Below are 14935 nucleotides of genomic sequence, written 5' to 3' on the forward strand. Positions count from 1 at the left end.
AATAAATAAAGGTAAAAGTACATCTTTACTGGGAATATATTTTTTAGAAGTCGTATTTTCGTTGTATGCCTACACCATTAGAACTTCAAATACAAACATTGCCCAATTCACCAGGAGTTTATCAATATTTTGATAAAGAGGATGTGATTATTTATGTAGGAAAAGCTAAGAACTTAAAAAAGCGTGTTTCATCGTATTTTACCAAGAATCATGAGAATGGTAAGACTCGAGTTTTAGTAAAAAAAATTGTTCGGATTGAGCATGTGGTGGTTGATACAGAGACAGATGCTTTACTACTCGAAAATAATTTGATAAAAAAATACAAACCACGATACAATGTGTTGTTGAAGGATGATAAATCGTATCCGTGGATTTGTATTAAGAAGGAGCGATTTCCACGTGTGTTTTCTACGCGAAGAGTTGTAAAAGATGGTTCTGAATATTTTGGTCCGTACACCAATATGCGAACTGTACATGCTTTATTAGATTTAATTAAAGAGTTGTACCCGTTACGTACATGTAATTATGATTTAAGTCAAGAAAAGATAGATGCAGATAAATATAAAGTTTGTTTAGAGTATCATTTAGGAAATTGTAAAGGACCTTGTGAAGGGTATCAATCTGAAGAGGATTATTTAGAAGATATAAGGGCAATTCGAAACATCATCAAAGGTAATTTTAAAGAAAGCTTACAACAATTTGAAAAGTTAATGCTCGATTTTGCTAATAATATGCGCTTTGAAGAAGCTCAGAAGATTAAAGAAAAATTAGCATCTTTACAGAACTATCAAGCAAAATCTACGATTGTGAATCCATCGATTAACAATGTAGATGTGTTTTCTATCATTTCTGATGAATCACATGGGTATGCGAACTTTTTTAAGGTGATGAATGGTTCTATAGTGCAATCATATACCACAGAAATTAAGAAGAAATTAGATGAAACCGACAAGGAACTATTAGAGTTATTTATTATTGAGACTCGACAGCGTTTTAATTCTTTATCACGTGAGGTTTTTGTGCCTTTTAAAGTTAATATAGGTAAAGATATTAAGGTAACTGTTCCTAAGCTAGGAGATAAAAAACGAATTGTAGAACTGTCTGAGCGCAATGCAAAGTTCTATCGTCAAGAACAATTTAAACAAATAAAAATTGTAGATCCTGATCGTCATGTAAAGCGAATTATGGCACAAATGCAAAAGGATTTGCGATTAGGAAAAGAACCACGTCATATTGAGTGTTTTGACAACTCAAACATACAAGGAACCAATCCGGTAGCAGCATGCGTAGTTTTTAAAGATGGAAAGCCAAGTAAGAAAGATTACCGTCATTTTAACATCAAAACAGTTGAAGGGCCAGATGATTTTGCATCAATGGAAGAGGTCGTATACAGAAGATATAAACGACTGTTAGATGAAGAGCAACCGCTGCCTCAATTGATAGTTATTGATGGAGGAAAAGGGCAATTGTCTTCAGCTTTAAAAAGCTTAGACGCTTTAGGCTTAAGAGGAAAAATAGCCATTATAGGTATTGCAAAACGCTTAGAGGAAATTTATTATCCAGGAGATTCTGTTCCGCTGTATCTAGATAAAAAGTCAGAAACGCTAAAAATAATCCAGTATTTACGTAACGAAGCACACCGTTTTGGAATCACTTTTCATCGAAACAAGCGAAGTAAAAGCGCTATTCAGTCCGAGTTAGAGCAAATTCCTGATATAGGTAAGCAAACAATCACCAATTTATTGCGTAAATTTAAATCAGCAAAACGTGTTAAAAGTGCTAGTTTAGAAGAATTAGAAGAAGTTGTTGGAAACTCAAGAGCTCAAAAAATATATCAATATTATCAAAAAAAAGAAGAATGAAAAAGTTGCTAATACTACTATTATTCCCAGCATTAATGTTGGCACAAAATCAGCCCAAGGTTGGGTTGGTGCTTAGTGGTGGTGGAGCCAAAGGGTTTGCTCATGTTGGAGTTTTAAAGGAATTAGAAAAAGCAGGGGTACAAATTGATTATATAGGAGGTACTAGTATGGGCGCTGTTGTTGGTGGATTATATGCTTCGGGTTACACTGCAGATCAAATTAAAGAAATCGTTTTAAAAGCAGATTTTATGAGTTTGCTGCAAGACAAAGTTTCTAGAAGGGAAAAGCCATTTTTTAGCAAACAACATGGAGAGAAGTATGCAGTTACTTTGCCTATTAAGAATGGGAATTTAGGATTACCCTTAGGCTTATCGAAAGGGCAGAATGTATTAAATTTTTTAACTGAGTTATTGGCTCCTGTCGATGAAATAGATGATTTTTCTCAACTTCCAATACCTTTTTATTGTGTTGCGACGAATATTGAAACAGGTGAAGAAGAGATTTTAGAAAATGGATCATTACCGCTAGCTTTAAGAGCAAGTGCTGCATTCCCTTCGTTATTAAACCCAGTAGATATTGATGGGAAACTGTTGGTAGATGGAGGGGTTGTAAATAACTTTCCAGTCGATGTTATGAAAAAGAAGGGAGTAGATATCATTATAGGAGTTAGTGTTCAAGGAGAGTTGTTGAAAAGAGAAGAGTTAACTTCGGTAGCCTCGTTGTTACTACAAATCATAAACTTTCAGATGTATAAAAAATCAGATGAACAGGTTGAGTTGTTAAACGTTTATATTCGACCAGATGTTATTGAATATAGTGTGATTTCATTTGATAGGAAAATAGGAATTTTAGTAGAAGGAGAAAAAAAAGCAAAAAGATTTAAAGTGGTTTTTGATAGCATAGCCAAAATGCAACCCTATAAGAAAAAGCGACCTAAAATAGCTTTACAAGAAAAAAAGTTTATTGTTGATAGAATTATTATTAAAGGAAACAAAAATTATACTAATAACTACATTTTAGGAAAGCTACAATTAAGAGCTGGAGATAGTGTGTCGTATCAAGAAATTTCAAAAAAAATAAATACGTTAACAGCTTCAAAAAACTTTAATAGAATTGATTATCACTTTGAAAAATCATTTCAAGGTAAAAAGTTAGAGCTCACGGTAAAAGAAGAAAAAATCTTGTCTTATTTCCGATTGGGTTTACATTATGATTTATTATATAAATCGGCCGTATTGTTAAATTATAACCATAAAAAATTATTTTTTCAAAATGATGAATTCTCCTTAGATGTTGTTGTAGGGGATAAAATAAGATATAATGTTGAATATTTTGTAGACAAGGGCTTGTTACCTAGTTATGGAATTAGGTCAAGATACAATAGTTTTAACAGTAGTCTTTTATATGATACCGGTTTAATTACAGGAAAGTATACTGATTTTTCAAGCTCGATATATTTACAAACGACATTCGATAAAAAGTTTGCAATAGGTATTGGTGCTGAGCATAAAAATTTAAACGCAAGCACACAAAATATTTCAGTAGATGGTAAAGAAGATTTTTTCGACAAGAGCAATTATATCAACACGTATTCTTACGCAAAATTAGATACATATGATAAAGAAATGTTTCCCAAAAAAGGGTTTTATGTAGATCTGGGTTTTAAATGGTTTATATGGTCTGATAGAAACAATAGGCTTGATGAATTGATAGAAAATAGCGCACCGTTCCATCAATTTTCACAATTAGGCGGAACATTAGGTTTTGCTACAACTTTTTATGATAAGTTGACTTTTCAATATACTTCTCAAGCAGGATATACTTTAGGTAAAAAAGATTCTGACATATTTGATTATCGTTTGGGAGGATATAACCAAAATTACATTAATAACTTTATTCCTATGTACGGTTATGAGATAGGAGGATTAAATGAACAGTCATATTTAAGATCTGAGTTTAATTTTCGTTATGAAGTTTTAAAGAATCATTACGCAATGTTTATAGCTAATTATGCTCGTGTAGAAGAAGATGTTTTTGAAGGAGGAAATTTATTTAAAAACACTAAATCAGGGTATGCGATTGGATATAGTGTAGAAACTTTTTTAGGACCGATTGAATTAAAATATAGTTGGTCTCCAGATCATTCAGAGAAGCACTGGTTGTTCAATCTTGGATTTTGGTTTTAGACATAAAAAAAACCATATCAACTGTTGATATGGTTTTTTATTTCATAATAAGATTGCCTTACTTATTTTTCTTTTTTTTAAAAAAGAATTTGTACTGTAAGTACTGATAAGCATCTCTAGGTAATATTTTAATCCACTTTTTGTGTTGTACAAACCATTTAAAACGGATAGAATTTACGCCCTTTGTTAAATAAGCAGCAATGAAAGGATGCACATTTAAAGTGATTTCCTTATAATTTTTACCGCTATTTATAATGCGTTCTAATTCGGCTTCTATTTTATCTAATAAAACAATAGGAGCTTCTACTTCTCCGTTTTTATTTGGATTTGGTTCACGTGTTTTTATCTCTAACTCAGGTCGTACGCGTTGTCTTGTAATTTGCACTAAACCAAATTTACTCGGAGGTAAAATTTTATGTTTAGTACGGTCTAAAGCCATTGCGTCTTTTAAATGTTGATATAATTTTTGCCTGTTCTCGGCAGATTTCATATCAATAAAGTCAACTACTATAATGCCGCCCATATCTCGTAGTTGTAACTGACGAGCTATTTCACTAGCAGCAATTAAATTGACTTCTAAAGCAGTTTCTTCTTGGTTTAAGGCTTTGTTAGAACGGTTACCACTATTTACATCTATTACGTGCAAAGCTTCGGTATGTTCAATAACTAAATAAGCGCCTTTGCTCATTGAAACTGTTTTACCAAATGATGTTTTTATTTGACGTTCAATACCATATTTTTCAAAAATAGGTACGTCTGAAGCATGAAGTTTTACAATGTTTTCCTTTTCAGGATATATTTCTTGTAAATACTCTTTAATTTCAACTTTTAATGTTTCATCATTGGTTACTATACTTGTAAAAGAATCGTTCATAACATCTCTCAAGATTGAAGATGCTCTATTTAACTCACTCAATATTTTTGTTGGAGCATTGTTGTTAGGGATACGTTTGCACATGGTTTTCCAACGATCAAGCGAGTTTTGTAAGTCTTTGTCAAGTTCTGCTACCTTTTTACCTTCGGCAACAGTACGTAAAATAAGTCCAAACCCTTTTGGTCTGATACTTTTTGCTAATTTTTTCAAACGCTCCTTTTCTTTTGGATCTGCTATCTTTTGCGATACAGATATACGATCAGAAAAAGGAACTAAAACTAAAAATCTACCTGCAATAGAAAGTTCCGAGCTAATACGCGGACCTTTGGTAGATATGGGTTCTTTTACAATTTGTACTAATAAATTTTGACCTGATTTTAGTACATCATTAATACTTCCGTCTTTGTTAATATCTTCTTCAAAGCGAAAGTTTTTTAAAGTGAATTCTTTATAATTACCTGTGCTTACTTTTTTAATGAACTTGTTTAAAGATTGTACTTGTGGGCCTAAATCGTGGTAGTGTAAAAAACCATCTTTAGGATAACCAACATTTACAAAAGCAGCATTTAAACCGGTCATTACTTTTCCTATTTTAGCTAGAAAAATATCACCGACAGAAAAATTGTTGCCGCTTGTTTCTTTGTTTAATTCAATAAGTTTACCATCTCTTAGTAAGGCGAAATCAATATCAGAAGAATTGGAACGAATTATTAATTCTGTTTTCATTCTGAATATGGTTTTGTGCCAACGTAATTACTTACGAAGACGGATTAAAATTTGTAAACAGGTATAATTTATACCATTTTAAGGTGTTAAAACCTCAATGTCAATGAACGTAGCTTATAAAAGCAACGAAAAAGTAAGCTACTGCTTACTTTTTCTTATGACGGTTTGCTCTTGCTCTTTTCTTTCTTTTGTGTGTAGAGATCTTAGCTCTCTTTCTTTTTTTACCACTTGGCATAGTTAAAATGTTTTGTAAAGTCTTACAAGTTAAGACTTTTGGTTAATACTTTTTAAATTATTTTACGGCTACTTTAGTTTTTACACCTTCAGTAAATACCTTAGATGGTTTAAAAGCAGGTATGTTGTGTGCAGGTATTTTGATAGTTGTATTCTTAGAAATGTTTCTACCAGTTTTTTCTGCTCTAGTTTTAATAATAAAGCTACCGAAACCTCTTAAATATACATTATCTCCATTCTCTAATGCATCCTTTACTTCGTCCATAAATGCTTCAACAGTCGCCAAAACATCCGCTTTTTCAATTCCACTCTTATCTGAAATTTTAGATACGATATCTGCTTTTGTCATTATAAATATATTTTGTTTTGTTTTCTTAAAAAATTGAGGGTGCAAATATATGATAATTAATCTATTCCGAAAAAAATAAGAATAAAAATATCTAAATAAAATATGTTAATTTTGCAGGCACAATTTACGTAAATGATTTTAGCTAACAAACTAATTTACTGGTATTTACATAACAAAAGAGAACTTCCTTGGCGAAAAACTAAAGATCCGTACCGTGTTTGGTTAAGCGAAATTATGTTGCAGCAAACACGCGTGGCGCAAGGCTTACCCTATTTTTTAAAATTTACTGAAGCTTTTCCTACAGTATTCGATTTAGCCAAAGCAGATGAAAATGAAGTGTTAAAATTATGGCAAGGACTTGGGTATTATTCACGAGCTAGAAATTTACACTTTACAGCTAAGTACATCGCAAAAGAATTGAACGGGGTATTTCCTAAAAACTATAAAGAATTATTACAATTAAAAGGCATAGGAGATTATACTGCTTCAGCAATTGCTTCTATTTGTTATGATGAACCTGTTGCGGTTGTTGATGGGAATGTATACAGAGTTTTATCGCGTTATTTTGGAATAGCCACCCCTATTAATTCTACCAAAGGAATCAAAGAGTTTAAAGAGTTAGCGCAAACATTAATTGATGTATCACAACCAGGAGTGTATAACCAAGCGATTATGGATTTTGGAGCATTACACTGTAAACCTCAAAATCCGCTGTGTAATGAGTGTCCAGTATTGGAAAGTTGTGTGGCGTTAGCAAAAAATAGTATCAAAGAACTTCCAGTAAAGGAAAAGAAAATCAAAATAAAAAAAAGATACTTTAATTATTTGGTTCCAATTACTGACGATAACCAAACGGTTTTAGAAGAACGAACAGGAAAAGGAATTTGGCAAGGGTTGTATCAATTTCCTCTTTTAGAAGCCAAAAATGAAATTGACGAAAAAGAACTAATCCAACACGAGCAATTTATAAAGCTGTTTCCTGAAGAAACCATCATTTCACTTTTTAACAATAAAGACATTGTTCATAAACTATCACATCAACATTTAATTACAAAGTTTTGGGTTGTGAAAACTAGGGAAGTGAATGAAAAAACGATGAGTTGGTCAGCAGTTAAAAAGCAACCAGTACCAGTGTTGATTGATAAGTTTTTGGAGGAATATTTAAACAAGGAATCCTAATTTTTGTATATTTGATTTTACACTAAACTATAATGCTATGGCAGGAACAATTAATAAGGTTATTTTAATAGGACACTTAGGCGATGAGGTTAAAATGCACTATTTTGAAGGCGGAAACTCGATAGGTCGTTTCCCGTTAGCAACTAACGAAACCTATACCAATCGTCAGACAGGAGAAAAAGTAACCAATGTAGAGTGGCATAATATAGTGGTGCGCAATAAATTGGCAGAAATTTGTGAAAAATATTTAACCAAAGGAGATCGTGTGTATTGTGAAGGTCGAATAAAAACACGTCAATATGAAGTAGATGGTCAAAAAAGGTATGCTACCGAAATTCATGTGCAAGACATGACGTTTTTATCAACTAAAAAAGATACAGATAATACGGCTTCAAATGTAAATCCAACACAAGGAAACCCTACATCATCAAGTGTAACTCCTGAAGAAGATGACGATTTACCATTTTAGTTTAATTAAATTTTAAAAATTGGATCCAGAACCCGAACCTTTATTTTTATTATTATCAAGTTTTGATTGGTTAACTACCGTTAACTGTTTGCTTTTACTGTTTTTGTTAATCTGTTCAGCCTTGGTTTCAGGAACTGAAGTAGCATTTTTTTCAATTTCTCAAACTGAGTTAGATGAACTTTCAGCAAACTCTAAAGAAGAGAACACTGTGGTAAAACTACTAAACGATCCTAAAAAGCTTTTAGGTACCATTTTAATCACTAACAACTTTATCAATATTCTTATTGTGTTGTTGTTTGCTTCTTTGGAAGACTTCATGTTCGGAGGCACCAACTTTTCAATAAATTTTATATTTTTTGCAATACCAGCATCGTTGGTTAAAGTCTTAATTGAAATTGGTTTAGTAACCTTTTTAATTTTATTGTTTGGTGAAGTGCTACCTAAAGTGTATGCAAGTCGAAAATCATTGCAGTTTGCAGGATTGATGGCGAAGCCCATTCAAGTATTAAATACTTTATTGACACCTTTGAGTTTGCCACTTATTAAGTTAACTAGTATTATTGAAAATAAGTTAGGGAACAAGAACAACAATCTCTCTGTTGAGCGTTTATCACAAGCATTAGAGCTAACTTCTGATGATGCTACAACCAAAGAAGAACAAAAAATATTAGAAGGAATTGTAAGCTTTGGTAATACCGAAACCGTACAGATTATGAAACCTCGAACAGATGTGTGTGCGATTGCTGAAGATGCGAGTTATGAGGAGGTATTGCAAACAGTTTTAAAGAATGGTTATTCAAGAAACCCTGTGTACCGTGAAAATATGGATACAATAGTTGGGGTTTTATATGCTAAAGATTTATTAGAACATTTGAGTAAGAAAACATTTAAGTGGCAGAAGCTATTACGTGAACCCTTTTTTGTACCAGAAAACAAAAAACTAGACGATTTGTTAATAGAGTTTAAGGAAAAGAAGAAGCACTTAGCAGTTGTGGTTGATGAGTACGGTGGAACTAGTGGAATTGTAACCTTAGAAGATGTTATTGAGGAAATTGTAGGAGATATTAATGATGAGTTTGACGATGAGGATTTAACTTACTCGAAGCTCGATGAAAATAATTATATTTTTGAAGGAAAAATAACCATTAAAGATTTTTGCCGAGTATTAGACGATGATGATGATGAAAAGTTTGAAGAGGCTAAAGGAGAAAGTGAAACGTTAGCAGGCTTTATTTTAGAAGTCTCAGGAAAGTTTCCCAAAAAAGGCGAAAGAATAAACTTCAGTAATTATACGTTTACTATTGAAGCGTTGGCTAAAAAACGTATAAAACAAGTAAAAGTTACCCGAAATGCGTAAATTATTTTTGCTGGTATCAGCAATATTTTTAATTAGTTGTGGTGAAGAAATGTTACCCAAACCCAAAGGATATTTAAGTTTAGAATATCCAGAGAAAACCTATAAAAGAATAATGCTTCATAAACCGTATTCGTTTGAAACAGCACAAATAACCCAATCTAAAGACCTACCAAAGAATTGGATGAATGTTGAGTATCCAACATTAAAAGCTTCTGTAGATATTACGTATCGCCCTATTGAAGGAAATTTAAGAGAGTTGTTAATGGAGTCAGAAAAATTAGTGTTTGAGCATGCGATAAAAGCAGATCAAATTACGGCACCAGTTGAATATGCAAATCCAGATAAAAAAGTATACGGTAGTGTGTATCAAATTCTAGGAAACGCAGCTTCACAAGTACAGTTTCATGCGACTGATAGTTCTAAACACTTTTTAAAAGGGTCTTTATTCTTTTATACCAAACCTAATTACGATTCTATTTTACCAGCAGTTGAATATATCAAAAATGACATGATTCATATGATGGAAACGTTGGAATGGAAGTAGTTTTATTCCAATTCTTTATAGATAGTTTTAAAATCTAAGTTGTTAGGAATGTTTAGCTTTTTCCTTTCTGTATTGAATTGCTCTAAATTTAGATTAGAGCATTGTTTAATGTCTTTTTTGTTTACTTCAATTATATGATAAAATATAACACTTTTATTGATACCAGTTTTAGGGTTTTTTGGATGACTTTTTGCAATGATGTAGTCTCCATTTTCTCCAACAGCAAAAACTGTTTCTGGAACTATTAATTGGTAAGAATATTTTTCAGAATAAAACAAAATACTCATTTCATCAAGTTTATTATTAGCAAATAAAAAATAGTTGCCAGTAATTTCTTTTTCAACTAATCCTGCTCCGAAATAACAGGATTGTAAAATAAAAGACAGAAAAATTATAATTATTTTTTTCATTATTATAGTTAAAAAGAATTTTATTAATCCTTCCTGCTCTGCAACCACAAATAAAATTGCAATCCAAATAAAATAGCACCCGATAATAAGTGTACCGCTTGGGTTCCTAAAGGGAATTCAGCATAATACATTAGAATACCAGTGATGGTTTCTAAAAATATTAAAGCGATAATCCAATTCACCAATTTATAGCCCAAACCTTTTACCTGATTTAGGTAAAATAATCCTAAGTTTACCAATACAATAGCTATGGTAAATGAACGGTGGATATAAAACTTTAAGCTAGGGTCCATTAAACTATAATGCTTGTTTTCAAATCCGTGTAGTTTAACTTGTTCATCAATAAATTGTCGTACCTGTGTACCTAAAGCAATTTGAATTAGTGAAAATACTGCAGAAATAATAACCAGTTTACTAAACAATGAGTTATAAGCCCCCTTTTTTCTGTCAGAAAGGATATAGAGTAACCATAACAATAATGCTATAATAATTAAACCTCCAACCATGTGAATGGTAATAATGGCAGGTTTTAAGTTAGAATCTACCACTGTTTTTCCTAGCCACGCTTCAAACAACATCAAAAAGAAAGCTCCGAATGATAAAAGGGTGATTTGCTTATTTTCTTTCCAAAACTTAACAGAAACAAAAATTAAAAACAAAAACGGAATTCCCGCTAAAGCAGAACTTAATCGGTTGATATATTCTGTCCAAGTATGGTATTTGTTAAACTTTGCGTAGTTGTGTTTGGTGTATTTCTCCCAGTTGTTAGCGTTAAATTCTTCGGTAGTTTTTATATTGTGTTCAGCAACAAACAGCGCTTCATTTTTTACAATAATCATCCCTTTTTTATACTCAGAATTTGGTTGCCATGTAATTTGTTCTTCTGAGGTAGGTGGAACGTAATATCCAAAACACTTAGGCCAATCAGGACATCCCATTCCAGAACCTGTCATACGAACAACAGAGCCTGCTAAAAATATAACATATACAGAGATTAACGCAATTTTTACAATGAGAGGAAAGTGTTTTTTCATGCTACGAAAAGTTTTAGCAAAGATACAATAAACACATAAAAAAAAGCCCCTCTTTAGAGGAGCTTAGTGTGTATGTTTATAAGATAATTATGCTTTTTTAGTTTCAGCACAACAAGGCTTTTCACAATCTGTAGCACAAGCTTTTTTCTCAGTTTCAGTTTTTGCACAACATTCTTTTTCACAAGCAGTTTTTTCTGCATCTGTTTTGTTAGCGCAACACTCCATTTTACAATCTGCTTTACACGCTTCTTTACTTATTTCAGAAGTTTTGTAAGCTTCGTTAATACCATTAACAAATGCCATTAACTCAGCTTTGTTAGTTTTGTTAGCATCAAACTTTACGTTAGCAATACTATCGTTAAATATTACGTTTGCTTCTAAAACACCTTCTTTTTTATTTAAATCGGAAGCTATTTTTTTAGCACACCCTATTTCACAAGTCATTCCAGAGATAGCAAAACTAGCTTCTTGCACATTTGCAGCTACTTCTTCAGTCTTAGGAGCTTCTTCTTTTTTAGCTTCATTTTTACAAGCAACCATAGCTAAACTTACGAAAGCAGCAACAAAAAATATTTTTAAAAATTTCATCATTTTTATTTATTGAGTTATTCGGCAAATTTATCAATAAAAACAAAATGTAAAATAGAAATACACGATTTTTGCAACTAAATATGCTGAGAATGAATAGTCAACAACAAAAATGGTTGTTTTTAATAGTGCTTTCACTGGTTTGGGGAAGCTCTTTTATTTTAATGAAAAAGGCACTTATTGGTTTAACCCCTGTTCAGGTAGGGGCTTTACGGATGCTAATTACAGCGGTTTTTTTGTTGTTAGTTGGATTTAAGAGTTTAAAGAGAATACAAAAGAAGCATTGGAAGTATGTTGCTTACACGGCAGTTTTAGGTACTTTTTTTCCAGTGTTTCTATTTGCTTTTGCTGTAAGTAAAATAGACAGTTCTATACCGGCCATTTTAAACTCGTTAACGCCTTTTAATACGTTTATTTTTGGGGCGCTGGTATTTGGGTTTACTTTTAAAAGAAAACAGTTTTACGGAGTTTTAATTGGGTTAGTAGGAACTTTAATTCTTATTTTGAAAGGAGCTGAGTTAAATCCAAATCAAAACTATTGGTACGCCGTTTTAATACTAATAGCTTCAATAGGGTATGCTTTTAATGTAAATATGATTAAAAAATATTTAGATGATTTAGATGCATTGGCAATTACAACAGGAAACTTTTTATTGTTGATAATACCAGCATTTATAGTTTTAATATTTTCTGGGTTCTTTTCAACTTTTGAAGTAACAACAGAAACGATTTCAGCATTAGGATATATTACAATTTTAGCCGTAGTAGGAACGGGAATAGCAAAAGTATTGTTTAATAAAATGGTGCATTTATCATCTCCAGTTTTTGCGGCTTCTGTAACGTATTTAATCCCTGCTGTTGCTGTAATGTGGGGAGTTATTGATGGAGAGAAATTAAGTTTAATTCAGTTGTTAGCTGGAGGAATTATTCTGCTTGGAGTTTGGTTAGTAAATAAAGCAAGATAATTTTAAAAATTACTTAAAATAAAAAAGAGCCAAAATATAATATTTTGGCTCTTTCAGTTTTTACAAACCTAAGTTTAATACTTATTTAAAATCAGCATCAGAAACACCTTCGTTTATTTTGATTTCCTTGGTAATGAATTCCATTTTCATTGGTCCAGCTGTTTGAATCATTTTATGAGGAAACTTAATTCCATTTACTTCTTTATAGTCAGAAAACTCAATAGGAACAGTCATTTCACCTTGCGGTGTTTTTGTTGTAGTTACAGTTTTTACTTTTAAACCAGACTCAACATCGTAAAAAACTTCTTTTTTACCTATTTTAATAACATAAGCATTTTTTCCTTCAATAGGTTCAACTCTGTCTAAACTACCTTTTCTATTAGCTTCGTCATCAAAAGGAGCAGATTCCATTTTGGCTTTTTCTAACTCTTCACCATTTAATAGTTTCTTTTGACCTCCAGCTTCTTTGTAGCCTTTTTCTCCATCAAAAACCTCTTTTTGCATTACGTTACCCATAACAGAAACTGCAACAGCCTTTTTGTTTGGAGCAGCTGTTCTCATTTCTAAAGTAATAGGGGTTCCTTGAATTGTTGCATTTGCTGTAATAAATAAAGATTTAACTAAAGCCACTTTGTCTTTTCCACCAATAGCGTTAAAATAATTGTCTACTACTGAAATAGCTGTTACCCCTTCAGGAATAGGTAAACTCATTGCTGGTTTTTCAGTAGGATTACCGTTTTTATCAAAATAGTTGATTTTATAATCAACAGTTTTTTCTAAATTCTTTAAAACATCAATTCCTTTTCCAGTGATAATAATACGAGCTTTATCTCCTCTAAAGTATTTGATGGCTGCATTTTGAACATCTTCTAATGTTACAGCGTTGATGTTTTCAAGATATTTTTCGTAAAAATTTTCAGGTAAATTATAACGAGCAATGTTAAGAGCATAACGTGCGGCAGTTGTTGGTTTTTGAACATTTCTAACGAAGCTACCAATGTATTCTGCTTTAGAGTTTTTTAGTTCTTCTTCAGTTACTTTTTGATATCTGATTTTGTTAATCTCTTTTTGAATTTCAACTACTGCACTATCAGTAACCATGTTTCTTACAGCTGCTCCTGCTTTAAATTTACCAGCTCCTTCAAGTTTGTTTTGAGAAATGCTTGAATATGACCCATAGGTATATCCTTTGTCTTCACGAAGGTTCATAAATAAACGTGCAGTTCCACCACCACCAAGGATGTTGTTAGCTAATAATACAGCATAATAGTCTTTGTCTCCTAAAGTTAAATCAACAGAATTAACAACAGCAATTTCAGACTGTACAGCATTTGGCATATTAATAAAGTCAATCTCTGTAGTGTCTACATTCTTAGGTGTTGGTAATGTATAGGAAGGAATGATTCCTTTAGTCCAATCTCCAAATAACTTTGTTATCATCTTTTTAGTGTCCTCAAGATTTATATCACCGACAACAACTAAATAAGCGTTATTTGGTTTGAAATAGGTATTGTAGTTGTTTTTTACATCTTCTAATGTGATGTTTTTGATACTCTCTTTGGTTATGAATTCACCGTATGGATGATTTTTACCGTAAACCAAAGCGTCTTCCACTCTAGAAGCTACTACTTTTACATTTTTTTCGTTAGACTTTATTCCTTCTAAAGTTCTTTCAACCGATTTATCAAATTCTTCTTTAGTGAATTGAGGGTCTTTTACTCCATTGGCCATTAACTCTAATACTTCAGGAAAGTACTTTGTTAAAGATCGAGTAGAAGCTCCATTGCTTCTGAATGATACAGATGCACCTAAATAATCTATACGTTCGTTAAAATCATCTTTAGATATTTTAGAGGTACCGTTTCCAAGTAAATCTCCCATTAAATTAGATAAACCAGCTTTGTTGCCTTCTAATACAGGTTGATTATCAATAGTTAAAGAAGTAGATACTCTAGGTAGTTTGTGATTTTCTACCATGATTACTTTTAAACCATTGGGTAAGTCGAATTTTTCTGCTTTTCCTAATTTAACTTTAGGAGCCGGCCCTGGTTTAGGTTGAATACTTCTATCTATTTGTTGGGCTGATACAGCAAAAGACATGGTTACAACTACTAATGCTGATAAAATTGTTTTTCTCATAATTATGTCTTGTTACTGA

At 32.0% G+C, this 14935-nt stretch carries 13 protein-coding genes; 7 read left to right on the forward strand and 6 right to left on the reverse strand.

Annotated features, from left to right (window positions below; genetic code table 11):
- Window positions 1-65: 65 nt before the first annotated feature.
- Together uvrC and DFQ07_RS05510 are read left to right on the forward strand one after the other, a co-directional pair.
- Entirely contained in the window at window positions 66-1862 is a 1797-nt protein-coding gene (gene uvrC, locus DFQ07_RS05505) for an excinuclease ABC subunit UvrC (protein ID WP_133535271.1), read from the forward strand.
- On the forward strand, window positions 1859-4048 hold the full coding sequence (locus tag DFQ07_RS05510; protein WP_133535272.1) for a patatin-like phospholipase family protein: 2190 nt from the start codon (window positions 1859-1861) through the stop codon (window positions 4046-4048). Before uvrC ends, DFQ07_RS05510 begins: the two co-directional genes overlap by 4 nt.
- Before the next feature lie 58 nt (window positions 4049-4106).
- On the opposite strand, the gene DFQ07_RS05515 is transcribed toward DFQ07_RS05510, so the two are convergent.
- Window positions 4107-5648, reverse strand: a complete 1542-nt coding sequence (locus DFQ07_RS05515; protein WP_133535273.1) for an Rne/Rng family ribonuclease — start codon at window positions 5646-5648, stop codon at window positions 4107-4109.
- A gap of 292 nt (window positions 5649-5940) precedes the next feature.
- Complete coding sequence (locus DFQ07_RS05520; RefSeq protein ID WP_028891679.1) at window positions 5941-6231, reverse strand: HU family DNA-binding protein; 291 nt, start codon at window positions 6229-6231, stop codon at window positions 5941-5943.
- A 132-nt stretch (window positions 6232-6363) separates the two neighbouring features.
- Here DFQ07_RS05520 and mutY point away from each other — a divergent pair, with 132 nt between their 5' ends.
- From mutY to gldD, 4 genes are read left to right on the forward strand one after another with little or no spacing between them, the layout of a single operon-like run.
- On the forward strand, window positions 6364-7410 hold the full coding sequence (gene mutY / locus DFQ07_RS05525) for an A/G-specific adenine glycosylase (RefSeq protein WP_133535274.1): 1047 nt from the start codon (window positions 6364-6366) through the stop codon (window positions 7408-7410).
- 37 nt (window positions 7411-7447) lie between these two features.
- On the forward strand, window positions 7448-7879 hold the full coding sequence (locus DFQ07_RS05530) for a single-stranded DNA-binding protein (RefSeq protein WP_133535275.1): 432 nt from the start codon (window positions 7448-7450) through the stop codon (window positions 7877-7879).
- A 19-nt stretch (window positions 7880-7898) separates the two neighbouring features.
- The gene (gene gldE, locus DFQ07_RS05535; RefSeq protein ID WP_166627729.1) at window positions 7899-9236 is read left to right on the forward strand and encodes a gliding motility-associated protein GldE; all 1338 of its coding nucleotides are present in this window, start codon (window positions 7899-7901) and stop codon (window positions 9234-9236) included.
- Window positions 9229-9780, forward strand: a complete 552-nt coding sequence (gldD, locus tag DFQ07_RS05540) for a gliding motility lipoprotein GldD (RefSeq protein ID WP_133535276.1) — start codon at window positions 9229-9231, stop codon at window positions 9778-9780. Before gldE ends, gldD begins: the two co-directional genes overlap by 8 nt.
- Before the next feature lie 2 nt (window positions 9781-9782).
- Here gldD and DFQ07_RS05545 read toward each other — a convergent pair whose 3' ends face one another.
- The 3 genes from DFQ07_RS05545 to DFQ07_RS05555 all read right to left on the reverse strand — a co-directional run bounded on the left by DFQ07_RS05545 (window position 9783) and on the right by DFQ07_RS05555 (window position 11815).
- The gene (locus tag DFQ07_RS05545; RefSeq protein WP_133535277.1) at window positions 9783-10190 is read right to left on the reverse strand and encodes a DUF3997 domain-containing protein; all 408 of its coding nucleotides are present in this window, start codon (window positions 10188-10190) and stop codon (window positions 9783-9785) included.
- Between the two features lie 23 nt (window positions 10191-10213).
- Window positions 10214-11224, reverse strand: coding sequence for a COX15/CtaA family protein (locus DFQ07_RS05550; protein WP_133535278.1), 1011 nt, complete (start codon window positions 11222-11224; stop codon window positions 10214-10216).
- Window positions 11225-11311: 87 nt separating this feature from the next.
- Window positions 11312-11815 (reverse strand): cation transporter, encoded by a 504-nt coding sequence (locus DFQ07_RS05555; protein ID WP_243743936.1) that lies wholly within the window; start codon window positions 11813-11815, stop codon window positions 11312-11314.
- An 89-nt stretch (window positions 11816-11904) separates the two neighbouring features.
- Between DFQ07_RS05555 and DFQ07_RS05560 the strand changes: the two genes are divergently transcribed.
- The gene (locus DFQ07_RS05560) at window positions 11905-12777 is read left to right on the forward strand and encodes a DMT family transporter (RefSeq protein WP_133535279.1); all 873 of its coding nucleotides are present in this window, start codon (window positions 11905-11907) and stop codon (window positions 12775-12777) included.
- Window positions 12778-12858: 81 nt separating this feature from the next.
- Here the strand turns inward: DFQ07_RS05560 and DFQ07_RS05565 are convergent, their stop codons facing one another.
- Window positions 12859-14916: a M16 family metallopeptidase gene (locus DFQ07_RS05565; protein WP_133535280.1), complete on the reverse strand. Its 2058-nt coding sequence runs from the start codon at window positions 14914-14916 to the stop codon at window positions 12859-12861.
- Window positions 14917-14935 lie beyond the last annotated feature (19 nt).

This window comes from Tenacibaculum caenipelagi, assembly GCF_004363005.1.
GTDB classification, from domain to species: Bacteria; Bacteroidota; Bacteroidia; order Flavobacteriales; family Flavobacteriaceae; genus Polaribacter; species Polaribacter caenipelagi.

Excerpts from the sequence above, each read along its gene's own strand:
- uvrC (WP_133535271.1), top strand. The coding sequence starts at position 66 with ATGCCTACACCATTAGAACTTCAAATACAAACATTGCCCAATTCACCA.
- DFQ07_RS05510 (WP_133535272.1), top strand. The coding sequence starts at position 1,859 with ATGAAAAAGTTGCTAATACTACTATTATTCCCAGCATTAATGTTGGCA.
- DFQ07_RS05515 (WP_133535273.1), bottom strand. The coding sequence starts at position 5,648 with ATGAAAACAGAATTAATAATTCGTTCCAATTCTTCTGATATTGATTTC.
- DFQ07_RS05520 (WP_028891679.1), bottom strand. The coding sequence starts at position 6,231 with ATGACAAAAGCAGATATCGTATCTAAAATTTCAGATAAGAGTGGAATT.
- mutY (WP_133535274.1), top strand. The coding sequence starts at position 6,364 with ATGATTTTAGCTAACAAACTAATTTACTGGTATTTACATAACAAAAGA.
- DFQ07_RS05530 (WP_133535275.1), top strand. The coding sequence starts at position 7,448 with ATGGCAGGAACAATTAATAAGGTTATTTTAATAGGACACTTAGGCGAT.
- gldD (WP_133535276.1), top strand. The coding sequence starts at position 9,229 with ATGCGTAAATTATTTTTGCTGGTATCAGCAATATTTTTAATTAGTTGT.
- DFQ07_RS05545 (WP_133535277.1), bottom strand. The coding sequence starts at position 10,190 with ATGAAAAAAATAATTATAATTTTTCTGTCTTTTATTTTACAATCCTGT.
- DFQ07_RS05550 (WP_133535278.1), bottom strand. The coding sequence starts at position 11,224 with ATGAAAAAACACTTTCCTCTCATTGTAAAAATTGCGTTAATCTCTGTA.
- DFQ07_RS05555 (WP_243743936.1), bottom strand. The coding sequence starts at position 11,815 with ATGATGAAATTTTTAAAAATATTTTTTGTTGCTGCTTTCGTAAGTTTA.
- DFQ07_RS05560 (WP_133535279.1), top strand. The coding sequence starts at position 11,905 with ATGAATAGTCAACAACAAAAATGGTTGTTTTTAATAGTGCTTTCACTG.
- DFQ07_RS05565 (WP_133535280.1), bottom strand. The coding sequence starts at position 14,916 with ATGAGAAAAACAATTTTATCAGCATTAGTAGTTGTAACCATGTCTTTT.